Origin of the sequence: Bacillus pacificus, from assembly GCF_020861345.1 — a bacterium.
Classification (GTDB): domain Bacteria; phylum Bacillota; class Bacilli; order Bacillales; family Bacillaceae_G; genus Bacillus_A; species Bacillus_A pacificus.
The window spans coordinates 2,860,283-2,882,059 of sequence record NZ_CP086328.1 but is presented as its reverse complement, the minus strand read 5'-3'; the positions used below and the strand labels follow the sequence as shown (position 1 = coordinate 2,882,059).

Here is a 21,777-nt window from a genome sequence, read left to right as displayed (position 1 = left end):
TATTAAAAATTCACTTTTTACATTCTATGCTTAAAGGGGCAGCATTATTAGAAAAATAGAAGTGAAAATACTTTGTGTAACAAGCATTCTAAAATTTATAATCTGTGAATTAGGAAAATATTGAATGCTCCAGGTCAATATACTTTCTTAATTAAATTTATTTTAGAAAGTGACCTCAATATTTTTAAGTAAATCAACGGGAGAATTGAAAGGCAGGAGAAAGTAACATGTCAGAAAATTATCGTTCTCGAGAGGAGCGACGACAAGTTAAAAAGAAAAAACAGCCAGCTTCTAAAACACAAAAACCAAAAGGTAAAACATCATTTTTTCGCAAGTTTTTAATTACTTGTTTATTACTTGGTATTGTTGGTTTAGTGGGGGGAGTTGCTACCTTCTTCGTAATGATTAAGGATGCACCGAAACTTGAGAAAGCAAAACTTGTTAATCCGTTATCCTCAAAAATTTATGATAAAAATGGCGATTTGGTATATGAATACGGGAAAGAAAAGCGGACGAATGTTACGTATGATCAAATTCCTAAATTAGTAGAAAATGCATTTTTAGCAACAGAAGATTCACGTTTTTATGAGCATAGTGGAGTAGACTTTAAAGGTACTGCCCGTGCTGTCTTGGTGAGTCTTAAAGGAGATTACGGTTCACAAGGTGGAAGTACAATAACGCAACAGGTTATTAAAAACTACTTCTTATCGATGGAAAAAACATCAAAACGTAAGGTCCAGGAAATATATTTAGCGTATAAACTAGAACAACAATATTCAAAACATGAAATTTTAGAAATGTATTTAAATAAAATTAACTTAGGAAACCGTTCATATGGTATCGCAACAGCAGCACAAAACTACTATGGTAAAGAATTGAAAGATTTAACATTACCAGAAGTTGCGATGCTTGCAGGTTTACCGAAAGCACCGAATAACTATGATCCAACGAAAACGGAAAATATTCAAAGGGCAACAGAAAGAAGAAATGTTGTACTAGGATTAATGAATCGACATGGCTATATTACGAAGGCAGAAATGGAAGAAGCTTCAAAAGTTGAAGTGACAAAGGGACTTAAGACAGCAACGGAACTTCAAACAATGCCGCATACTGCATTTATGGATGCCGTAGTGAAAGAAGTAGAAAAAGAAATACCAGATGTTAATATTGGATCTGATGGCTTAGAAATTTATACAACATTAGACCCGAAAGCACAAGAATTTGCTGATAAGATTTTAAATGACAATATTATTAATTATCCAAATGATAAGTTCCAAGGTGCTTTCACATTTATGGATACGAAAACAGGAGAAGTTCGTGCTATAGGTAGTGGACGCGGTGAAAATAAAGCAGTATTTAAAGGGCATAATATGGCAATTGAATTAGATCGTGCAGCTGGTTCAACTATGAAGCCAATCTTTGATTACGGTCCTGCAATTGAATACTTAAAATGGGCTACGTATCATCAAATTGATGATTCTCCATTTAAATATTCAACTGGACAAGAACTTCGAAATGCGGATAGAAGTCACTTAGGCCCAATTACTATGCGTGAAGCGCTAAAAATGTCACGTAACGTTCCAGCAGTTAAAACTGCAAAAGAAGTAGGACTGAATAAATCAAAGGAATTCTCTGAGAAATTAGGTATTACATTTAATAAACCGCCGGCAGAATCTACAGCGATTGGTACAAACGAAGTATCACCAACTGAAATAGCAGGTGCTTATGCGACATTTGGTAATGGTGGAAAGTATGCAAAACCGCATTTTGTTAAGAAAGTAGTTTATCCAGACGGTAAGTCACAAAGTTTTGAGCAAAAACCAAAACAAGTTATAGCTGACTCTACAGCATATATGATTACTGATATGCTTCGTTCAGTAGTAACATCTGGTACTGGTACAGCGGCAAATATAAGTTCTTTAGATGTAGCTGGTAAAACAGGTACAACAAACTATGATTCAAAACAACTAGCGAAATATAACATTCCAGAAAGTGCAACCCGGGATAGTTGGTTTGCAGGTTATACGCCGCAATATACGATGGCGGTATGGACTGGATATATGAAAGATGGTAAAGACGAGTATATTAGTAGTAAAAATACGAAAATTGCACAGTTGATCTTTAAAGAAATGATGAGTAAGTTTGCTACTGACAAATCAAGCTTTAAAATGCCAAGTAGTGTTATTCAAGAAGGTAGTGAGCTACGTATAAAAGGGGAAAAACGTGATTCTTCTCCAAATACGAGCGTACCTGATACAACGGAACAACCAAAACAAGATCAGCAGCAAAAGACTGAAGAAGAGAAAAAGCAAGAAGAATTAAAGAAACAGGAAGAACTGAAAAAACAAGAAGAACAAAAGCAACAAGAGGAACTTAAGAAGCAAGAAGAACAAAAGAAACTAGAAGAGCAAAAGAAACAAGAAGAAGAAAAGAAACAAAATGAACAAAATAATGGTAATGGTCAAGGAACGACCCCTCCAGCAAATAACGGAGGAGGTCAAGGAAATACGACCCCTCCAGCAAATAACGGAGGAGGCCAAGGAAATACAACCCCTCCAGCAAATAACGGGGGAGGTCAAGGAAATACGACCCCTCCAGCAAATAACGGGGGAGGTCAAGGAAATACGACCCCTCCAGCAAATAACGGAGGAGGTCAAGGAAATACGACTCCACCAGCGACCACACAACCAGAGACTGGCGGTAATGCAGGAGAGGCCCCTGCTAATAATGGACAATAAGAAAATTTTATAAAAAATATTAAAAAGCACTTAAGATTTGTAAAAATTACAATCTTAAGTGCTTTTTTCTTTTAAATGCAGTAGCTATGAGACAATGTATTTTAAATATTAAAAGTACCATAGAAGTTTTGAAAATAAATTGAAGGAAAATGATAAAAAATTTGAGACTGGGGTAACGGAGGATAAGCGTGGCTTTGAAAGGTGGTACTACTTGGATGTGCGCCATGATGCCAAAATGAGGGAGTAATTTGACCTGGAATTTGATATTGTTGCCAAGTTGCAGGAAGTTCAATTCCTACATCGGAACTAGCTGTATGAATGGCTGGAACGTGTATCCCAGGAGTCGAGGGAACGACGGCTGTTACTCTTGAAGAGATCCACATAACATAATCACTCCTAAATTGCGATAATAAAGTAGTATATTCTTTTCACACATATAAAGGTACAAATAAATGGGACTTTAGGCTAAAACATACGTATAAAGTTGTAAGACCAATTTAAATTGATTTTGGACCATTTATTATAAAAAGATACGTCTATTTACGGACGGAAAAGGAACGAAGAAACTGTAAAATGGAGGTGTTAATTGCAATAACTTACGTGTTTATGGAGGAATATGAATGGAACGATTATGGACGAAATCATTTATTCAAATGACTTTCGCAATGTTATTTTTATTTACAGGATTTTATTTACTTGTTCCAACGCTCCCACTTTTTATTAAAGAGATAGGTGGCAATGAATCACAAGTCGGACTTATGATGGGAATGTTTACAATAGCGGCGGTTGTAATACGACCAATTATTGGAGGGATGTTGGATCAATATGGTAGAAGATCCTTTACTATTTTCGGGCTCATCTTTTTTGGGTTAACGATGTACTCTTATAATTTAGCGACGACTATTATCCTTTTAGCTATTTTACGTGTTATTCACGGAGTAACATGGGCTGTTTCTACAACAGCTATTGGAACAGCGATAACTGATATTATTCCAGATTCACGCCGTGGCGAAGGTATGGGTTGGTATGGGATGGCTATGACGATTGCAATGGCAATCGGCCCAATGATTGGATTATTGGTTGTACAAAATTATTCATTTCACGGCCTTTTCTTATTAGCAACTCTTTTATCCATTATGGCAGTCTTATTATCATTAATGACGAAAATGCCATTCACACCACAAAAAGAAAAAGGGAAAATGCAACTGTTTGAAAAATCCGTACTATCCATTACGATAGTTGTATTTTTTTTATCATTTGCATATGGAGGGATTACGACGTTTTTACCGCTATTTGCATCGTCAATTGATGTGAATCCTGGGACATTCTTTCTTGTGTATGCAATTGCTTTAACAATTGTAAGGCCAATTTCAGGGAAACTATTAGATAAATTTGGAGAAGTATTCATCATACTCCCAGCATTATGCATTACTATTTTAGCTATCGTTGTATTAACTCTTTCAAATGGTTTGACGGGTGTAATGATTGCAGCAATATTATACGGTATTGGATTTGGCTCAGCACAACCAGCTTTGCAAGCGGCGATGCTTACAATTGTTGACCCGAGTAAAAGAGGAGTTGCTAACGCTTCATTTTTTACTGCATTTGATTTAGGAATTGGATTGGGTGCGATTTTACTTGGAGTTGTTTCGCAAATGTTTGGTTACCGTATTTTATTTGCGGGTAGTGCAATTTCAGGGTTAATTGCTTTAATTATTTTTGTCGTTCTTGTAAAACAACGATTAAGTAAAAAAGAATTTGCGTAAACTGGAGGAACAAAGATGAAAATTTCAATTGATGATAAAGCTCTACAATGGTTTAAAGAAGAATTACGTATATCTTTAGAGATTGTTGCAGAGCAACCAGATGGGGAAATCGTGTCAGTTGAGAAGGAAGGCATTCTATTTTTTGTAGATGTTGATGATCTTTGGTACTTTCAAAACTATGATTTAGTTGTAGGTTATCATGAGGAAATGGAAGGAATTTAATTTAATTACGTAAAATAATAACTTTATTAAAAATAAATAAATTTTATATGGAAATTATATTTAGAGAATAGTGAAATAAATATAATGCGAAAAGCGAGCTGTATATGAATACAGCTCGCTTTTTTATTTAGTAAAAGCAATTGCAAAGTAGATACATATTTAATGGGATTATATGAATCAACTTTATATTTTGTTTTAAAGATAAATAAAGAGAAGTCTGTCCTTTCTTTATAAAATATGAAAATTATTGTTGAAAAACTGTATTGTTACATCGGTAAAAGTATAGGAAACTTATCATTATAAAATAAATTGAAATCTTCTAAAAACTCTGATACATTGAAATAGAAATGTAGTTTCGCAATATTGTAAAGGCTTACAGTTATGTGCACGAAGATCTATTAGGATTGGAGGAAATAATGATGAAAGCTGAAGAAAAATTTTCCCCGGGATTAGATGGTATAGTGGCAGCGGAGACGAAGATCTCGTTTCTTGACACAGTAAAAGGTGAAATTGTAATTCAAGGGTATGATTTAATCGAACTCTCAAAAACAAAAGAGTATTTAGACATTGTGCACCTTTTATTGGAAGAACATCTACCAAATGAGGATGAAAAAGCAAGACTTGAAAAGAAATTAAAAGAAGAATACGCGGTACCAGAAGGTGTATTTAACGTATTAAAGGCATTACCGAAAGAAACACACCCTATGGATGGATTGCGTACAGGTGTGTCCGCATTAGCTGGTTACGATAATGATATTGAAAATCGCTCGTTAGAAGTAAACAAAAGCCGCGGATACAAATTATTGAGTAAAGTACCAAACATTGTAGCGAATAGCTATCATATTTTAAATAATGAAGAGCCAATCGAACCACTTAAGGAATTATCATATAGCGCGAATTTCTTCTATATGTTAACAGGTAAAAAACCAACTGAACTTGAGGAGAAGATTTTTGATCGTTCCCTTGTTTTATATAGTGAACATGAAATGCCAAACTCTACATTTACAGCGCGCGTTATTGCGTCTACGCAATCCGACTTATATGGTGCTTTAACAGGTGCGGTTGCATCTTTAAAAGGTAGCTTACATGGCGGTGCGAACGAAGCGGTTATGTACATGCTTTTAGAAGCTGGTAATGTTGAAAAGTTTGAAGAGTTATTACAGAAGAAACTATATAACAAAGAAAAAATTATGGGCTTTGGACATCGTGTATACATGAAGAAGATGGATCCAAGAGCATTGATGATGAAGGAAGCTTTAAAGCAGTTATGTGATGTGAAGGGTGATTATACACTGTATGAGATGTGTGAAGCTGGAGAAAAGATTATGGAGAAGGAAAAAGGAATTTATCCAAACCTTGATTATTACGCAGCTCCAGTATATTGGATGCTTGGTATTCCAATTCAACTGTACACACCAATCTTCTTTAGCTCTAGAACAGTAGGGCTTTGTGCACACGTTATTGAGCAACATGCGAACAATCGTTTGTTCCGTCCACGTGTAAATTATATTGGCGAGCGACATGTGCTTAGTAAATAAGAACAACTGGGGAGTTGTTAGCGCCGCCCGCCAGATGGGTGTTTGACCGACACCCATCCTTAATAATAACGAATTTTCGACAGAAAGGGAAGGATAGCATGATTAAAACAAATGAAATTAAACAAAAAGATGCATTATTAGAAGAGATTACCGATTATGTATTAAATAAAGAGGTAACAAGTGCAGAAGCATTTAGTACTGCTCGTTACGTATTACTTGATACACTTGGATGCGGAATTTTAGCATTACAATATCCAGAATGTACGAAATTATTAGGACCAGTTGTACCAGGAACAATCGTGCCAAATGGTACACGTGTACCAGGTACGTCATATGTACTTGATCCTGTGAAAGGTGCATTTAATATCGGCTGTATGATCCGTTGGTTAGACTATAACGATACTTGGCTTGCAGCAGAGTGGGGACATCCATCTGATAACCTAGGCGGAATTTTAGCTGTGGCAGATTATATTAGCCGTGTTCGTATTTCAGAAGGAAAAGAACCGTTAAAAGTACGTGAAGTATTAGAAATGATGATTAAAGCACATGAAATTCAAGGTGTACTTGCTTTAGAAAACAGCTTAAACAGAGTTGGTCTTGACCACGTATTATATGTAAAAGTAGCAACAACTGCAGTAGTTGCAAAAATGCTTGGCGGAACACGTGAAGAAATCTTTAATGCATTATCACATGCATGGATTGATAATTCTAGTCTTCGTACATATCGTCATGCTCCAAATACAGGCTCACGTAAATCATGGGCAGCAGGTGATGCAACGAGTCGCGGTGTTCATCTTGCAATGACTGCCTTAAAAGGTGAAATGGGTTATCCGACAGCATTATCTGCACCGGGCTGGGGATTCCAAGATGTATTATTTAATAAACAAGAATTAAAATTAGCAAGACCACTAGAGTCATATGTAATGGAAAATGTATTATTTAAAGTTTCATATCCTGCAGAATTCCATGCACAAACAGCTGCAGAATGTGCTGTGAAATTACATCCAGAAATTAAAGAAAGATTAGATGAAATTGACCGTATTACAATTACAACTCATGAATCAGCAATTCGTATTATTGATAAAGAAGGTCCATTAAATAACCCGGCTGATCGTGATCACTGCTTACAATACATTACGGCAATTGGTTTATTAAAAGGAGATATCGTTGCGGATGATTATGAGGATGCAGTAGCAAATGATCCACGTGTAGATGAATTACGTAATAAGATGGTTGTTGTTGAAAATAAACAGTACAGTTTAGATTACCTTGACCCGAACAAGCGCTCAATCGCCAACGCTGTTCAAGTTCATTTCAAAGATGGAACTGTAACAGAAAATGTGGAATGTGAATATCCACTTGGTCACCGTTTCCGTAGAGACGAAGCAATTCCAAAAGTTGTTCAAAAATTCACTGCAAATATGGCAGGTCATTATTCTAGTAAGCAACAAGAACAAATTCATGAAGCTTGTTTAAATGAAGAGAAACTAGAAAATATGAATGTAAATGAATTTGTAGATCTATTCTTAATTTAATAATAGGGGGAATTTAGAATGGCTTGGGTTGTGAATAAACAGTCAACACAAGAGGAGCTTGCGAATCGCTTCCGAGCTTTAGTAGAAGCAAATGAAATTTTGCAAATTCCAGGTGCTCATGACGCAATGGCAGCTCTTGTTGCGAAAAATACAGGTTTTTCAGCTCTTTATTTATCAGGAGCAGCTTATACTGCAAGTAAAGGGCTACCTGATTTAGGAATCGTGACTTCTACTGAAGTAGCAGAGCGAGCGAGGGATCTAGTAAGAGCTACAGACTTACCAGTTCTTGTTGATATTGATACTGGATTCGGTGGTGTCCTAAATGTAGCGAGAACAGCAGTAGAAATGGTGGAAGCGAAAGTAGCAGCTGTTCAAATTGAAGATCAACAATTACCAAAAAAATGTGGACATTTAAATGGTAAAAAACTCGTTACGACAGAAGAATTAGTTCAAAAGATTAAAGCGATTAAAGAAGTTGCACCGAGCTTATACATTGTAGCGCGCACAGATGCTCGCGGTGTAGAGGGCTTGGATGAAGCAATTGAAAGAGCAAACGCCTATGTAAAAGCAGGTGCAGATGCAATATTCCCAGAAGCGCTTCAATCAGAAGAAGAGTTCCGTCTATTTAATAGTAAAGTAAATGCACCTTTACTTGCCAACATGACTGAGTTTGGGAAAACGCCGTATTATAGTGCAGAGGAATTTGCGAATATGGGCTTCCAAATGGTTATTTACCCTGTAACTTCACTTCGTGTTGCAGCGAAAGCGTATGAGCATGTGTTTACTTTAATTAAGGAAACTGGTTCTCAAAAAGATGCACTTTCAAATATGCAAACGAGAAGTGAGTTATATGAAACAATTTCATATCATGACTTTGAAGAATTAGATACTGGAATTGCAAAAACAGTATTATCAGAAGATCAATAGATAAAGTGAAACTTTAATCAGTGGGGGTTTTCTTCATCCCTCACTGATTATTAGTTGAACCAATCGGACTTTTATGGGCAGTTGATCCCCCGCCTAACTTCTTTGCTTTCGCTGAATTTGGAGGCGGGGGTCTTACTGCCCATTAAAGCGGGATAAAACAACTAAGGCGATGAGAGTACATCTTTGGCAAAATAAACTGCTTGATGTGAAAATTCATCGCCTTCTGTTTTCAAAAATAAGATATTCCACTCATCGTAGACGAGCATATGTAGTAGCAAGTAAGGCCGAAATGATAGGGGGATTCAGATGGAGAAAACGAAGTTACCGTGGGATGAATTTTTTTCACTTAATAAAGATGTGAATCATGCTTTCTTTACGCCAGAAGATTTTTCAGGAGATGAAGATTTAATCGCAAAAACGACAGAACAATTCGTTAAACAAGAAATTGTTCCACAAATGGAGAATATTGAACAACATAACTATAAAGTTTCTCGTCAATTGTTTGAGAAAGCTGGAGAACTTGGATTATTAAGTATCGAAGTCCCAGAAGAATATGGTGGATTCGAATTAGGAAAGGCAGTTTCAGGGCTTGTAGCAGAAAAAATGGGATACGCTGGTGCATTTAGCGTTTCATTTAATATACACGCTGGTGTAGGTACATTGCCTTACATATATTACGGAACGAAAGAACAAAAAGAAAAATATTTGCCGAAAATTGCATCAGGAGAATGGGTTGGGGCTTATGCTTTAACTGAGCCAAATGCTGGTTCTGATGCTTTAAGCGCAAAAACGAGCGCAGTATTAAATGAAGATGGAACTGCTTGGAAGTTAAATGGTGAGAAGCAGTGGATTACAAATGCTCATATGGCAGATGTATACGTTGTTTTTGCGAAGACAAATAAAGGAATGACAGCGTTTATTGTCGAAAGAACATGTGAAGGCGTATCCATTGGACTAGAAGAAAAGAAAATGGGGATTAAAGGATCTTCAACAGCGACTCTTATTTTAGAAGATGTTGTCATACCTGCTGAAAATGTTTTAGGGGAAGTTGGGAAAGGGCATCACGTAGCTCTTAATATTCTTAACTTCGCTAGATTAAAACTTGCCTTTGGAAATATTGGAACAGCAAAGCAAGCAATTGGATTGTCCGTTCAATACGGAAAAGAACGCAAACAGTTCCAAACGGAATTAGTAGACTTTACGATGATTCAAGAGAAAATTGCAAATATGATCATTGCTACATATGGAGCAGAAAGTGCAGCTTATCGTACAGCAGGTGTAATTGATGAAGCAATTCATGAGAGTGATGAGGATCTTATGAAGCAAATGTCTCAATTTGCTATTGAATGTGCACTGAATAAAGTAAATGCTTCTGAAACACTTGGTCATATCGTAGATGAAGCTGTACAAATTCATGGTGGTTACGGTTATATGCAAGAGTATGAAGTAGAACGATTATACCGTGATGCTAGAATTAGTCGTATTTTTGAAGGGACGAACGAAATTAATAGATTAACAGTTGCCAAAATGTTAATGAAACAAATGAAACAAATGGAACAAATTGAAGATACTGAAATAGAGATTGATGTAGAAAATGTCGAAAGAAACCATCGTTACATTTTATTAGCGAAAAAATTGTTGAAACAATCTTTGAAAACGCTCTCTAAAACTCCAGGTTTAAAAATTGATCAAGAGCAAGAATATTCACGTGTATTATCAAATATGTTAACGGACGTGTACGTCATGGAATCAGCATTTTTACGTACGAGTAAAGCAATTAGTAAAAATGGTGCAGAAAAAGAGGGTACGAAACAAATGATAACTGACGTTATTTGTGAAGAAGGCTATCGCAAAGTAGAAGAAGCTGCGATTTCTATACTTTCCGCAGCTATTACAGAAGAACAAGATAGACACGTGATTTTAACTGAAATTCGTCAATTACTAGTGCCTTTATACACGAACGTATTTACAAAAAAGAGAGAAATTGCGAAAGCTATTATAAATCGCGGAAAGTATATTGTGTAAATAGGAGGAAAGCGATATGAAAAAGATTGGTTTTATCGGTTTAGGTAACATGGGTCTTCCGATGTCTAAAAATTTAGTTAAATCAAGTTACACAGTATATGGTGTGGATTTAAATAAAAATGCTGAAGCTTCTTTTGAAAAAGAAGGCGGAATTATCGGCTTATCAATTTCAAAACTAGCAGAAACATGCGATGTAATTTTTACAAGTTTACCTTCACCTCGCGCTGTTGAAGCGGTATATTTTGGCGAAGAAGGATTATTTGAAAATAGTCACTCGAATGTAGTTTTAATTGATACAAGTACTGTATCTCCACAGTTAAACAAACAGTTAGAGGAAGCTGCAAAGGAAAAGAAAGTAGACTTTTTAGCAGCACCTGTTAGTGGTGGGGTGATTGGAGCTGAAAACCGTACATTAACATTTATGGTTGGTGGATCAAAAGAGGTATATGAGAAAACGGAATCTATCATGGGTGTACTAGGTGCGAACATTTTCCATGTTAGTGAGCAAATTGATAGTGGGACAACAGTTAAATTAATTAATAACCTATTAATTGGTTTTTATACAGCTGGTGTGAGTGAAGCTTTAACATTAGCGAAAAAGAACAATATGGATTTAGATAAAATGTTTGATATTTTAAATGTAAGTTACGGTCAAAGTAGAATTTATGAACGTAATTATAAAAGTTTTATAGCACCCGAAAACTACGAGCCAGGATTTACTGTGAATTTATTAAAGAAAGATTTAGGGTTTGCAGTTGACTTAGCTAAGGAAAGCGAACTCCATTTACCAGTAAGCGAAATGTTATTAAACGTATATGACGAAGCGAGTCAAGCTGGATATGGAGAAAACGATATGGCTGCCTTATATAAGAAAGTTAGCGAGCAATTAATTTCTAATCAAAAATAAATTATACAAAGGAGAGAATACAATGATTACAACTGAAATTAAACGAGTAAAAAATCATATTAATGGTGAGTGGGTAGAATCTACTGGTACAGAAGTAGAAGCAGTTCCAAATCCAGCGACTGGAAAAATTATCGCTTACGTTCCGCTATCTCCGAAAGAAGATGTTGAAAAAGCTGTTGAAGCGGCAAAAGCAGCATACGAAACGTGGTCTAAAGTACCAGTTCCGAATCGTTCAAGACAATTGTATAAATATTTACAGCTTTTACAAGAAAACAAAGAAGAACTTGCAAAAATCATTACGCTTGAAAATGGTAAAACATTAACGGATGCAACTGGTGAAGTACAACGTGGTATTGAGGCAGTAGAACTTGCAACATCTACTCCAAATTTAATGATGGGACAAGCACTTCCGAATATTGCTAGCGGCATTGATGGATCAATTTGGCGCTACCCAATTGGAGTTGTTGCTGGAATTACGCCGTTTAACTTCCCGATGATGATTCCATTATGGATGTTCCCGCTTGCAATTGCTTGTGGTAATACATTCGTATTAAAAACATCTGAAAGAACGCCGCTTTTAGCAGAGCGACTTGTAGAGTTATTCTATGAAGCTGGTTTTCCAAAAGGAGTATTAAATTTAGTACAAGGTGGAAAAGATGTTGTAAATAGCATTTTAGAAAATAAAGATATTCAAGCTGTTTCGTTCGTTGGTTCTGAGCCGGTAGCTCGTTACGTATATGAAACAGGTACGAAACATGGGAAACGTGTACAAGCGTTAGCTGGTGCGAAAAACCATGCGATTGTTATGCCAGATTGCAATCTTGAGAAAACGGTACAAGGTGTAATTGGATCTGCATTTGCAAGTAGTGGAGAGCGCTGCATGGCATGTTCAGTAGTAGCAGTAGTTGATGAAATTGCAGATGAGTTCATCAACGTACTAGTAGCAGAGACGAAGAAGTTAAAAGTAGGTGACGGTTTCCACGAAGATAATTATGTTGGACCATTAATTCGTGAGTCTCATAAAGAACGCGTATTAGGCTATATTAACAGCGGTGTAGCAGATGGAGCTACTTTATTAGTAGATGGCCGTAAAATTAAGGAAGAAGTTGGAGACGGTTACTTTGTAGGTGCGACAATCTTTGACGGTGTAAATCAAGAAATGAAAATTTGGCAAGATGAGATTTTTGCTCCAGTATTAAGCATTGTACGAGTTAAAGATTTAGAAGAAGGTATTAAACTAACAAATCAATCTAAATTTGCAAATGGTGCAGTTATTTATACGTCAAACGGTAAACATGCACAAACGTTCCGTGATCACATCGATGCGGGTATGATCGGTGTAAACGTAAACGTTCCAGCACCAATGGCATTCTTCGCATTCGCAGGAAATAAAGCTTCATTCTTTGGTGATTTAGGTACAAATGGTACAGATGGCGTTCAATTCTATACACGTAAAAAAGTTGTAACTGAGCGCTGGTTTTAATATAAAGTAGACAGCCAAATCAGTTGTTAAAAGAAAACCACCACTATGAATAGTGGTGGTTTTCTTCTTGTTAATTGCTTTTTTCAAAAGCTAGTTTAATACCAAAACCAATTAAGACAATTCCCGTTAACCCTTGAATATAACGTTGTGTCTTCGGTTTTTTCATAAAAGCACTAATTTTATCAATTAAAAATATATAAAAAGCGAACCAAATAACTGTTAAAACTAGGTAAGTAAGGCCCATTATAAGAAGTTGGATAAACGTATTATGATTTGGATTTAAAAATTGCGGTAAAAATGTTAAAAAGAAGACTGCGATTTTAGGGTTTAATAAATTTGTAAGAAACCCTTGGCGAAAGCAAGAAGTATGCTCGTTTGCGTTATTCAAAGATATATCGTTCGTATTGACGCCTTCTTTATTTCTTACTGCTAAAAGGGCTTTAATACCAATATAAATTAAATATAGAGCTCCAACGTACTTGAAAATAGAAAATAAAAGAGCTGACTTTACAATAAGTGCGGAAAGTCCGATTACTGCTGCTAAAGTATGAATCAATAGTGCAATACATGTACCGAACACTGTTTTCACCCCGCCTACCTTACCAGCAACTAATGTGTTTTTCGTAGCCATTGCAGTATCAGGACCAGGTAAAATAATAAGACAAATAGACATAATGATGAAAAGAAAATAATTTTCAATCATAGTCGCTCCTCCTTCTTTTATTTTTAGAATATTTAATTAAAAATAGTGTAGCACATAATTCGATTTAATAAAATTAAATTTTATTAAAATTTATTAAATAGGAAAAAGGCTATATAGGCGTGTAATTATACGACTATATAGCCTCAATTTTATCCCGTATGAAAGGGCGATTGCTTCTACTAATAATAAGAGGGAGATAAACCCTACTTATTAAATTTTCACTTTACGCATTAAGTAAGTTAAAGAACCTGTTTACATCTTCTTCTGAAACATCACTTAACTGCTTATATTTATAATTTGGATTTTGGTCTTTATCAACGACAACAGATCGTACTCCTTCAAAGAAATCTTCATGTCTCATGAAGTTTTTAGCAAGTACAAGGTCAGTAGCGAAACATTCTTCAACGGACTTATCTTGTCCATCAATAAACTGTTTTAATGTTACTTTTAGTGAAATAGGAGATTTTGATAATAACGTTTCTTTCGCTTTTAAAGCAAAGGAACTTTGATCTTTCTCTAATGAATGAATAATTTCTTCAATTGTATCGAATGCAAAATGTGAATTAATTTCTTCTAATGAAGGAGCAAGCTCGCTTTCTAATGTTGGAGCAGTTGCAAATGTACGAATGACTTCTTTTAAATGAGTATGTACATCATCTTCTTTATGCCAATTTACACTTTCCAGTTCAGTAAGGAAATTTGGTAATGAATCAGATGCCATAAAATAATCAGCAGCGTTTATAAATAATACGTCAGAAGCTTTTAAAATAGATGCTGTTAAAGCGACATAGCGGCCAGCATACCCTGGAGCTTTATTCAAGAAATAAGCAGCACCGACATCTGGGAAGAAGCCAATATTCATCTCTGGCATTGCCCATTTCGTACGCTCAGTTACAATTCGGTATTTCGCACCATTTGTAAGACCGACACCACCACCCATTACAATTCCATCTAAACAAGCGATAATCGGTTTTTTATATTGATAAATATATGTATCAATTTCATACTCTTCTTCAAAGAAACGTTCCGCATGCTGCAATGCAGCTTCATTTGAACGTGCTTCATAAAGAGTTTTAATATCGCCACCTGCACAAAAACCTTTTGTGCCAGCTCCTTTTAATACGATAAGCGCAATTCGCTCATCATTTTCCCACTCTTTCAGTTTTTGCCCAATTGGTTGCAACATGTCATAAGATAAAGAATTAAGTGCTTTTGGGCGGTTTAAAGTAATTGATGCAACGCCGTTTTCGCTAACAGAAAATAAAACGTGTTCAGTCATAATTCATCCTCCCTTACATATCTTCTTATTCTTAATTCTTTATACGTACTGAAATGTCCTTTATAAATTTTGTCTAAAGTTGGCGGTATATGTTAATTTGTTCACTGCATATTTTGACGAGTTATATTTGCAGGATTTTGGAGGTTGAAAATGAATATTACAACATTACTGTAATTGTAATTATTTGAAGTTACCATGATAAACACGCTATTATATATGTGTAAATTGTACATAATCACTTCGAAAAGAGTATTTGAAGTGATTATAATGAAAGAAAAATTGCTTTTCATTAGAAATAGAGAAAGGAGAAATCGGAATGCCAGTACCTTTACTATTGTCGGTGATTATTTTGTCTTCTTTAATGATAGGGATAACGCAGTATTTTCATCATACAGATACGACAGAGGAAGTGAAGGATAAAGTACGACTTGTATTTCCGATTTTTATCATATCTATTTCTTTTTGCATTTTATTAAATAAAGATGGGTACATTGTTGCAGTATTTTCATTTTTTGTAGCGATTGTTTTCATTACAGTTTTATATTATGTAATGAAAGACTTTATCCAAAAATAAAGATGTCATATGAGACATTTTTATTTTCGGAAAGAGTAAAATTTCACATACCGTATTATATATGAAAATAAAAAAACATATCGCAATAGAAAAGTATGTACTTTACCGTGTATTTACTTGTCAATCTTGCATAGCCAATATACTATTAATAGTGTAGAGATTAGAAAAAGGGGTTGTATCTATCATGAAATTTGAGATGCACACAAAAATTATTTCAAATGAAAAAGAAGTAAGATTACATATAGAAGAAAACATATTTCAATTAAAATTGGATGGTTATCACTTATTTACAGTTCAAGAAATATTACCTTTATATAAATCAAATGAAGAAAGAATCGGTAGTGCAATGATACAAAAGTTAGAATGGGAGAACGGAAAAACTACAATAAACTATCAACTTGTATCACTAAATTCAGTAAATTAAAAGGAGCAGGAAACCATGAAGTTATTTCATACAGCCGATTGGCATTTAGGAAAGCTTGTTCATGGCGTGTATATGACTGAAGATCAAAAGATTGTACTAGATCAGTTTGTACAAGCTGTTGAAGAAGAAAAACCAGATGCCGTAATTATTGCAGGGGATTTATATGACCGAGCAATTCCACCTACAGAAGCAGTAGACTTATTAAATGATGTGCTGCAAAAAATAGTGATTGATTTACAAACACCAGTTATTGCAGTTGCTGGGAACCATGATAGTCCAGATCGTATTCATTTTGGAAGTAGTTTAATGAAGAAACAAGGATTATTTATTGTGGGGCAATTTCAATTTCCATATGAGCCGATTATATTAAATGATGAATATGGGGAGGTTCACTTCCATCTCATTCCTTATGCGGATCCAAGTATAGTTAGACATGTATTGAAAAACGAAGACGTACGTTCTCATGATGATGCGATGCGTATTTTTATGAATGAGCTATCTGAAGCGATGGATAAAAAAGCTAGACATGTGTTTGTTGGTCATGCATTTGTAACTTCTGCTGGAGAAGCGGAAGAGAATACAAGTGATGCTGAACGACCACTTTCAATTGGTGGTGCTGAATACGTGAATAGTCATTATTTTGATAAATTTCATTACACAGCGCTTGGACATTTACATCAAGCGCATTTCGTACGTAATGAGACGATTCGATATTCCGGTTCGCCACTTGCCTATTCTATTTCTGAAGAAAAACATAAAAAAGGATATTATATTGTGGAACTGAACGAGCAAGGTGAAGCAACAATTGAAAAAAGGTTACTTAATCCACGCCGTAAAATGCGAACAGTAGAAGCGAAAATAGATGAATTGTTACAACATCCAGTAAGTGAAGATTACGTGTTTGTAAAATTATTAGATGAAAATCCTGTCTTGCAGCCAATGGAAAAAATACGCTCTGTTTATCCAAATGCAATGCATGTTGAAAGAGCCATTCAAAGACGAGAGTTCACGGAGTCAAATGAAGTAACTGTTTCAAGACATAAAATGGATGATTTATCATTATTAAAGGCTTTTTATAAAGAAATGAAAGGCTTAGATTTATCAGAAGAGAAAGAACGTCTATTTGTAGAAGTATTACAAACAGTGCAAGAACGGGAAGGTGAACGAGGATGAGACCGATTCAGCTTATTATGACGGCATTTGGCCCATATAAACAGAAAGAAGTAATTGATTTTGACGATTTGGGAGAGCATCGTATTTTCGCCATTTCTGGAAACACGGGCGCTGGAAAGACAACGATTTTTGATGCAATTTGTTATGTTTTATATGGTGAGGCAAGCGGAGAAGAACGAAGTGATACGAGCATGCTCCGCAGTCAATTTGCTGATGATAATGTGTATACAAGCGTAGAATTAACCTTTCAGTTAAAAGGGAAACGTTATGAAATAAAACGACAACTGGGACATAAAAAACAAGGGAACAAGACGATTACGGGACATGCAGTAGAATTATATGAAGTAATTGATGAAGAGAAGATTCCGGCTGTTGATCGTTTCCATGTGACGGATGTAAATAAAAAAGTAGAAGATTTAATTGGTTTAAGTAAACATCAATTCAGCCAAATTGTTATGTTACCGCAAGGGGAATTCCGAAAACTATTAACATCTGAGACAGAAAACAAAGAAGAAATTTTGCGTCGTATTTTTAAAACAGATCGTTATAAGTTAATGCGTGAGTTACTTGACCAAAAACGAAAACAATGGAAAGACGTCTTACAAGAAAAACAGAAAGAGCGAGAGCTATATTTCCGTAATGTTTTTAAATTACCAATTCGAGATGGAGCATTATTAGAGACTTTAGTGGAACAAGAGCATGTAAATACACATCAAGTAGTAGAAGCATTAGAACAAGAAACAGCTGTGTATAAGGCAGAGGTTGAGCAATTACAAGTAGAACAAGATGTTCAAACGAAGCAATTAAAGGATGCTGAAACACGTTTTCATGCAGCGAAGTCTGTAAATGAGAAATTTATAGATTTACAACAAAAGAATGAGAAATATAATACTTTACAAGAAAACCGTTCAGTAATTGAAATGAAAGAAATATCTTTTAAGCGTGCGGAACAAGCGAAGCGCTTATTACCATTTGAACAATGGCACGAAGAAGCGATGGAAAATGAGCAGAAAGCTGAAAGTTTGTTAAAACAAATTATCGCTAAAAAAGAAAATATAATGAATAATTTTGAACTTGCTCAGGAGAAATATGAAGCAATAAAGAATAAAGAACCTGAGAGAGAAAATGCAAAAAAACTTGTTCAAAGATTAGAAGAGTTACAACCGATTATTGCATCATTAGCTGAGAAACAGTTGAATTTACAAAATGCAGAAATTCAACTAGGAAAATTAAAAGAAAGTATGCAAAACTTAGATCGACAATTAGAAGAGCATACAAATCAAAAACAGCTAATGTCTGGTGAATTACAGCAATTAGAGCGAGCGCTTGAACGATATGTAGATAAAGTAGAAGAACTAACGAATATGCGAGAAGATGCAAAAGTTTTAAAGCAAGCATATGATGTATGGCAAGAAAAACAAAAATTCGAGCAAGAAAAAGAAACTGCATTTACTAAGATGCAAGAGACAGTTCGTGCATATGAGAATATGGAACGTCGCTGGTTAAGTGAACAAGCTGGTATATTGGCTCTTCATCTACATGATGGTGAATCTTGTCCAGTATGTGGCAGCACGAACCATCCGAAAAAAGCTTCAGAGCAAAGTGATGCCATTAATGAAAAAGAGTTAAATGATTTAAGAGACAAGAAGAATATTGCCGAAAAATTACATGTGCAAGTAGAGGAGAAATGGAATTTCTATCATTTTCAATATGAGCAAGTAATAGAAGAAGTTAAGAAGCGAGGCTACCAATCGGAAGAATTAGTTGAAACATATGGTGCGCTTGTTCAAAAAGGAAAACAATTAGCAACTGAAGTGAATACGTTAAAAGCAAGTGAAGAAACGCGTAAGCAAACAGCTGTGAAAATAAAAAGCATAGAAGAAAAAGTAGATGCACTTCAGAAACAAAAACATGAGGTAGAAACAGAACAGCACCGTATAGAAATGGATTGTATGCAGCTTCGTACGTCATATGAACATGATAAGAAAAACATTCCTGAAAACTTACAAACAGTCCAAGCTTGGAAAGTTCAGTTTGACCAAGCTATGCATGAGCTCAAATTAATGGAGGACGAATGGAAGAAAGTGCAGGAGGCGTATCAACATTGGCAAAATGAAAATATACGTATTCAAGCAGAACAGGAAGGTGCTTCTAATCAATTTGAAAGTGCAAAATTGAAGAAAGAAGAGACTTTCACGCGCTTTATGAAAGAGCTTGAACAGAGTGGATTTACAAATCAAATTACGTATAAAGAAGCGAAATTAAGTGATGCCGAGATGGATATGTTACAAAAAGAAATTCAAAGCTATTATTCATCTCTTGAAGTACTTGCAAAACAAATTGAAGAGTTACATGCTGAATTAAAAGATAAAGAGTATATGGATATTACGGCGTTAGGTGAACACATTAAAGAATTAGAAATTAACCTTGATATCATTAAAGAAAAACGTCAACGTGCGCAAAATGCGGTAACATATATTTCTGATTTACATGAAAATATTAGACGTATCGATGAGCAAATTCATGAGGAAGAAAAAGCTTTCCAAGAACTTGTTGACTTATATGAAGTAATGAAAGGTGATAACGAAAGCCGTATATCATTTGAACGTTACATCTTAATTGAGTATTTAGAACAAATTGTTCAAATTGCAAACGAACGATTACGTAAATTATCAAATGGACAATTTTATTTAAAACGAAGTGAACGAGTTGAAAAGAGAAATCGTCAAAGTGGATTAGGGTTAGATGTATACGACGCATATACTGGCCAAACACGCGATGTAAAAACATTATCTGGCGGCGAGAAGTTCAATGCCTCACTTTGCTTAGCGCTCGGCATGGCAGACGTGATTCAAGCGTATGAAGGCGGTATTTCAATCGAAACGATGTTTATCGACGAAGGATTCGGTTCATTAGATGAAGAATCATTAACGAAAGCAGTTGACGCCTTAATTGACTTACAAAAATCAGGCCGATTTATTGGTGTAATCTCACACGTTCAAGAGCTGAAAAACGCAATGCCAGCTGTATTAGAAGTAACGAAGCAGAAGGATGGGTGTAGTCAGACAAGGTTTGTGGTGAAGTAAGTTCAATTGTAATTCATATTATTTGTGATTCTTTAGTATAGAACTTTTGATAAAATAAATGCCTCCTCTGTATTGAGGAGGCATTTATTTGTTATTCAAAATTAGATAATTCATCTATGAGTTATCTGTAGACGGCGGCGTATTTTCCAAACGGTTATAAGTTTTAAAAGCCGAAATTGCAGATATAACACCACCTACTAAAAATAAAGCCGATCCACCGACCAAGATGATACGACTGACATATGTTTCGCGCGCTTCTTCAACTTCTTCTTGTAACATTGTTGGCATTTGAAATCCCCCTTAACAACATTTATTTTGTAGATAGTATATACAAATGCCTAAAATATGTTAAAATCACTGGATAGTGTTAGGAGGAAGTGAATAGTTACATGTGAATTGTTTGAAAAATCTTCATTACAAATTTATGCGAACTTCACATAGAGCACATATTAACATTGTATTATGTATATGTACCAAATAAATAAAGTGAATTGTATTTCGTTCTGTTTTTAAAAATTTAAAATTCTATTATTTTTATATAAAGGTTTCTCGTCGGAGTTTTAAATATTTTGGAAATAGATCTAAATAAAAGGAATTCATATAAAAGGGGAATGTCTTATGACAACATATACGAGTGAAATGAGAAAAAGTTTAGTTTCAGAAGAAGATGTAGATATTTTAAAAATTATGGCGCACCCAATCCGATTACAAATTGTAAATGAATTAAGCACGAGAAAAACTTGTAACGTAACACAACTAACAGAATTACTAAATATTCCACAATCGACTGTTTCGCAACATTTATCAAAAATGAAAGGTAAAGTGTTACGAGCTGAGAGAAGAGGTTTAGAAATTTATTATCATATTAATAATTTAAAAGCGAGTAAGATTGTAAGTGTTTTAGGATATATAAACTAATGAAGTATTTTCATATAAAATAGCCGCTGCTGATGAGCAGGGGCTATTTTGTGTTGTTTTATCCCGTGTTAACGGACAGTAAAACTCCCATCTCAAAATTCAGTTGGAGCAAAGAAGTTAGATGGGAGTCGGGCTGTCCGTAAACGTCCGATTGGTTCAACTAATAATCAGTGGGGGATGAACAAAACCCCCCACTGATTAAAGTTTCACTTTATGTATTCGTATTTAATATTTTATAGTTTTTATGATTTACAATTGTTCGTTCAAATTCAAAAGTACCACCGCTTACATTTGTAATTTCAACTAAGACCGATTCAGTATAAAGTTTTAGTACAGATCCTGTAATCTTTAAATTGTTTCGTTGAAAAAGTATAGTATCCCCTACGTTTGCTTTCATAGTACCTCCTCATTAAAGACAGAAATATTTTTTATTATATATATTAAACCACGTATAAGTATATTAGTGAATATTTAGTTTT

19 protein-coding genes are annotated in these 21,777 nt (G+C 35.0%); 14 read left to right on the top strand and 5 right to left on the bottom strand.

What is annotated here, in order from left to right:
• The first annotated feature begins 227 nt into the window (after positions 1 to 227).
• Positions 228 to 2,738: a PBP1A family penicillin-binding protein gene (locus LMD38_RS15080; RefSeq protein WP_228919794.1), complete on the top strand. Its 2,511-nt coding sequence runs from the start codon at positions 228 to 230 to the stop codon at positions 2,736 to 2,738.
• Between the two features lie 101 nt (positions 2,739 to 2,839).
• On the opposite strand, the gene LMD38_RS15075 is transcribed toward LMD38_RS15080, so the two are convergent.
• Positions 2,840 to 3,121, bottom strand: coding sequence for a hypothetical protein (locus LMD38_RS15075; RefSeq protein ID WP_000265000.1), 282 nt, complete (start codon positions 3,119 to 3,121; stop codon positions 2,840 to 2,842).
• Positions 3,122 to 3,358: 237 nt separating this feature from the next.
• On the opposite strand from LMD38_RS15075, the gene LMD38_RS15070 reads away from it, so the two are divergent.
• The 8 genes from LMD38_RS15070 (at position 3,359) to LMD38_RS15035 (ending at position 13,141) form a co-directional block, all read left to right on the top strand.
• Positions 3,359 to 4,504, top strand: coding sequence for an MFS transporter (locus tag LMD38_RS15070; RefSeq protein ID WP_000440678.1), 1,146 nt, complete (start codon positions 3,359 to 3,361; stop codon positions 4,502 to 4,504).
• 15 nt (positions 4,505 to 4,519) lie between these two features.
• Positions 4,520 to 4,726 carry a hypothetical protein gene (locus LMD38_RS15065; RefSeq protein WP_000703223.1) on the top strand — a complete coding sequence of 69 codons (207 nt, stop codon included), beginning with the start codon at positions 4,520 to 4,522 and terminating at the stop codon, positions 4,724 to 4,726.
• 416 nt (positions 4,727 to 5,142) lie between these two features.
• Positions 5,143 to 6,264, top strand: coding sequence for a citrate synthase (mmgD, locus tag LMD38_RS15060; RefSeq protein ID WP_016717425.1), 1,122 nt, complete (start codon positions 5,143 to 5,145; stop codon positions 6,262 to 6,264).
• A 98-nt stretch (positions 6,265 to 6,362) separates the two neighbouring features.
• Positions 6,363 to 7,799, top strand: coding sequence for a 2-methylcitrate dehydratase (gene prpD, locus LMD38_RS15055; protein WP_000598132.1), 1,437 nt, complete (start codon positions 6,363 to 6,365; stop codon positions 7,797 to 7,799).
• A gap of 18 nt (positions 7,800 to 7,817) precedes the next feature.
• Positions 7,818 to 8,726: a methylisocitrate lyase gene (gene prpB, locus LMD38_RS15050; RefSeq protein WP_000312648.1), complete on the top strand. Its 909-nt coding sequence runs from the start codon at positions 7,818 to 7,820 to the stop codon at positions 8,724 to 8,726.
• Between the two features lie 306 nt (positions 8,727 to 9,032).
• Positions 9,033 to 10,751, top strand: a complete 1,719-nt coding sequence (locus LMD38_RS15045; RefSeq protein WP_016717426.1) for an acyl-CoA dehydrogenase family protein — start codon at positions 9,033 to 9,035, stop codon at positions 10,749 to 10,751.
• 16 nt (positions 10,752 to 10,767) lie between these two features.
• Positions 10,768 to 11,658 carry an NAD(P)-dependent oxidoreductase gene (locus LMD38_RS15040; protein ID WP_000719434.1) on the top strand — a complete coding sequence of 297 codons (891 nt, stop codon included), beginning with the start codon at positions 10,768 to 10,770 and terminating at the stop codon, positions 11,656 to 11,658.
• 22 nt (positions 11,659 to 11,680) lie between these two features.
• Entirely contained in the window at positions 11,681 to 13,141 is a 1,461-nt protein-coding gene (locus tag LMD38_RS15035; RefSeq protein ID WP_016717427.1) for a CoA-acylating methylmalonate-semialdehyde dehydrogenase, read from the top strand.
• Between the two features lie 70 nt (positions 13,142 to 13,211).
• Here the strand turns inward: LMD38_RS15035 and LMD38_RS15030 are convergent, their stop codons facing one another.
• Together LMD38_RS15030 and LMD38_RS15025 are read right to left on the bottom strand one after the other, a co-directional pair.
• Positions 13,212 to 13,844 (bottom strand): LysE family translocator, encoded by a 633-nt coding sequence (locus tag LMD38_RS15030; protein WP_016717428.1) that lies wholly within the window; start codon positions 13,842 to 13,844, stop codon positions 13,212 to 13,214.
• A gap of 223 nt (positions 13,845 to 14,067) precedes the next feature.
• Positions 14,068 to 15,123, bottom strand: a complete 1,056-nt coding sequence (locus LMD38_RS15025; protein WP_000134913.1) for an enoyl-CoA hydratase/isomerase family protein — start codon at positions 15,121 to 15,123, stop codon at positions 14,068 to 14,070.
• A 316-nt stretch (positions 15,124 to 15,439) separates the two neighbouring features.
• Here LMD38_RS15025 and LMD38_RS15020 point away from each other — a divergent pair, with 316 nt between their 5' ends.
• From LMD38_RS15020 to LMD38_RS15005, 4 genes are all read left to right on the top strand, one after another.
• On the top strand, positions 15,440 to 15,697 hold the full coding sequence (locus LMD38_RS15020; protein WP_001145040.1) for a hypothetical protein: 258 nt from the start codon (positions 15,440 to 15,442) through the stop codon (positions 15,695 to 15,697).
• 184 nt (positions 15,698 to 15,881) lie between these two features.
• Positions 15,882 to 16,121 (top strand): DUF2584 domain-containing protein, encoded by a 240-nt coding sequence (locus LMD38_RS15015; protein WP_000667348.1) that lies wholly within the window; start codon positions 15,882 to 15,884, stop codon positions 16,119 to 16,121.
• Between the two features lie 15 nt (positions 16,122 to 16,136).
• On the top strand, positions 16,137 to 17,294 hold the full coding sequence (locus tag LMD38_RS15010; RefSeq protein ID WP_061182469.1) for an exonuclease SbcCD subunit D: 1,158 nt from the start codon (positions 16,137 to 16,139) through the stop codon (positions 17,292 to 17,294).
• Positions 17,291 to 20,380 (top strand): AAA family ATPase, encoded by a 3,090-nt coding sequence (locus LMD38_RS15005; protein ID WP_062822467.1) that lies wholly within the window; start codon positions 17,291 to 17,293, stop codon positions 20,378 to 20,380. The genes LMD38_RS15010 and LMD38_RS15005 overlap by 4 nt, the downstream gene beginning before the upstream one ends.
• 114 nt (positions 20,381 to 20,494) lie before the next feature.
• Here the strand turns inward: LMD38_RS15005 and LMD38_RS15000 are convergent, their stop codons facing one another.
• Positions 20,495 to 20,668, bottom strand: a complete 174-nt coding sequence (locus tag LMD38_RS15000; protein ID WP_001142748.1) for a hypothetical protein — start codon at positions 20,666 to 20,668, stop codon at positions 20,495 to 20,497.
• A 330-nt stretch (positions 20,669 to 20,998) separates the two neighbouring features.
• On the opposite strand from LMD38_RS15000, the gene LMD38_RS14995 reads away from it, so the two are divergent.
• Complete coding sequence (locus LMD38_RS14995) at positions 20,999 to 21,298, top strand: ArsR/SmtB family transcription factor (protein ID WP_000214798.1); 300 nt, start codon at positions 20,999 to 21,001, stop codon at positions 21,296 to 21,298.
• 211 nt (positions 21,299 to 21,509) lie between these two features.
• Here the strand turns inward: LMD38_RS14995 and LMD38_RS14990 are convergent, their stop codons facing one another.
• Complete coding sequence (locus LMD38_RS14990; RefSeq protein ID WP_000646794.1) at positions 21,510 to 21,695, bottom strand: YkvS family protein; 186 nt, start codon at positions 21,693 to 21,695, stop codon at positions 21,510 to 21,512.
• Positions 21,696 to 21,777 lie beyond the last annotated feature (82 nt).

Coding starts and splice junctions, on each gene's coding strand:
- LMD38_RS15075 (WP_000265000.1), bottom strand. CDS start 3,121: ATGTGGATCTCTTCAAGAGTAACAGCCGTCGTTCCCTCGACTCCTGGG.
- LMD38_RS15080 (WP_228919794.1), top strand. CDS start 228: ATGTCAGAAAATTATCGTTCTCGAGAGGAGCGACGACAAGTTAAAAAG.
- mmgD (WP_016717425.1), top strand. CDS start 5,143: ATGATGAAAGCTGAAGAAAAATTTTCCCCGGGATTAGATGGTATAGTG.
- LMD38_RS15040 (WP_000719434.1), top strand. CDS start 10,768: ATGAAAAAGATTGGTTTTATCGGTTTAGGTAACATGGGTCTTCCGATG.
- LMD38_RS15000 (WP_001142748.1), bottom strand. CDS start 20,668: ATGCCAACAATGTTACAAGAAGAAGTTGAAGAAGCGCGCGAAACATAT.
- LMD38_RS14995 (WP_000214798.1), top strand. CDS start 20,999: ATGACAACATATACGAGTGAAATGAGAAAAAGTTTAGTTTCAGAAGAA.
- LMD38_RS15070 (WP_000440678.1), top strand. CDS start 3,359: ATGGAACGATTATGGACGAAATCATTTATTCAAATGACTTTCGCAATG.
- prpD (WP_000598132.1), top strand. CDS start 6,363: ATGATTAAAACAAATGAAATTAAACAAAAAGATGCATTATTAGAAGAG.
- LMD38_RS15015 (WP_000667348.1), top strand. CDS start 15,882: ATGAAATTTGAGATGCACACAAAAATTATTTCAAATGAAAAAGAAGTA.
- LMD38_RS15005 (WP_062822467.1), top strand. CDS start 17,291: ATGAGACCGATTCAGCTTATTATGACGGCATTTGGCCCATATAAACAG.
- prpB (WP_000312648.1), top strand. CDS start 7,818: ATGGCTTGGGTTGTGAATAAACAGTCAACACAAGAGGAGCTTGCGAAT.
- LMD38_RS14990 (WP_000646794.1), bottom strand. CDS start 21,695: ATGAAAGCAAACGTAGGGGATACTATACTTTTTCAACGAAACAATTTA.
- LMD38_RS15065 (WP_000703223.1), top strand. CDS start 4,520: ATGAAAATTTCAATTGATGATAAAGCTCTACAATGGTTTAAAGAAGAA.
- LMD38_RS15045 (WP_016717426.1), top strand. CDS start 9,033: ATGGAGAAAACGAAGTTACCGTGGGATGAATTTTTTTCACTTAATAAA.
- LMD38_RS15030 (WP_016717428.1), bottom strand. CDS start 13,844: ATGATTGAAAATTATTTTCTTTTCATCATTATGTCTATTTGTCTTATT.
- LMD38_RS15035 (WP_016717427.1), top strand. CDS start 11,681: ATGATTACAACTGAAATTAAACGAGTAAAAAATCATATTAATGGTGAG.
- LMD38_RS15010 (WP_061182469.1), top strand. CDS start 16,137: ATGAAGTTATTTCATACAGCCGATTGGCATTTAGGAAAGCTTGTTCAT.
- LMD38_RS15020 (WP_001145040.1), top strand. CDS start 15,440: ATGCCAGTACCTTTACTATTGTCGGTGATTATTTTGTCTTCTTTAATG.
- LMD38_RS15025 (WP_000134913.1), bottom strand. CDS start 15,123: ATGACTGAACACGTTTTATTTTCTGTTAGCGAAAACGGCGTTGCATCA.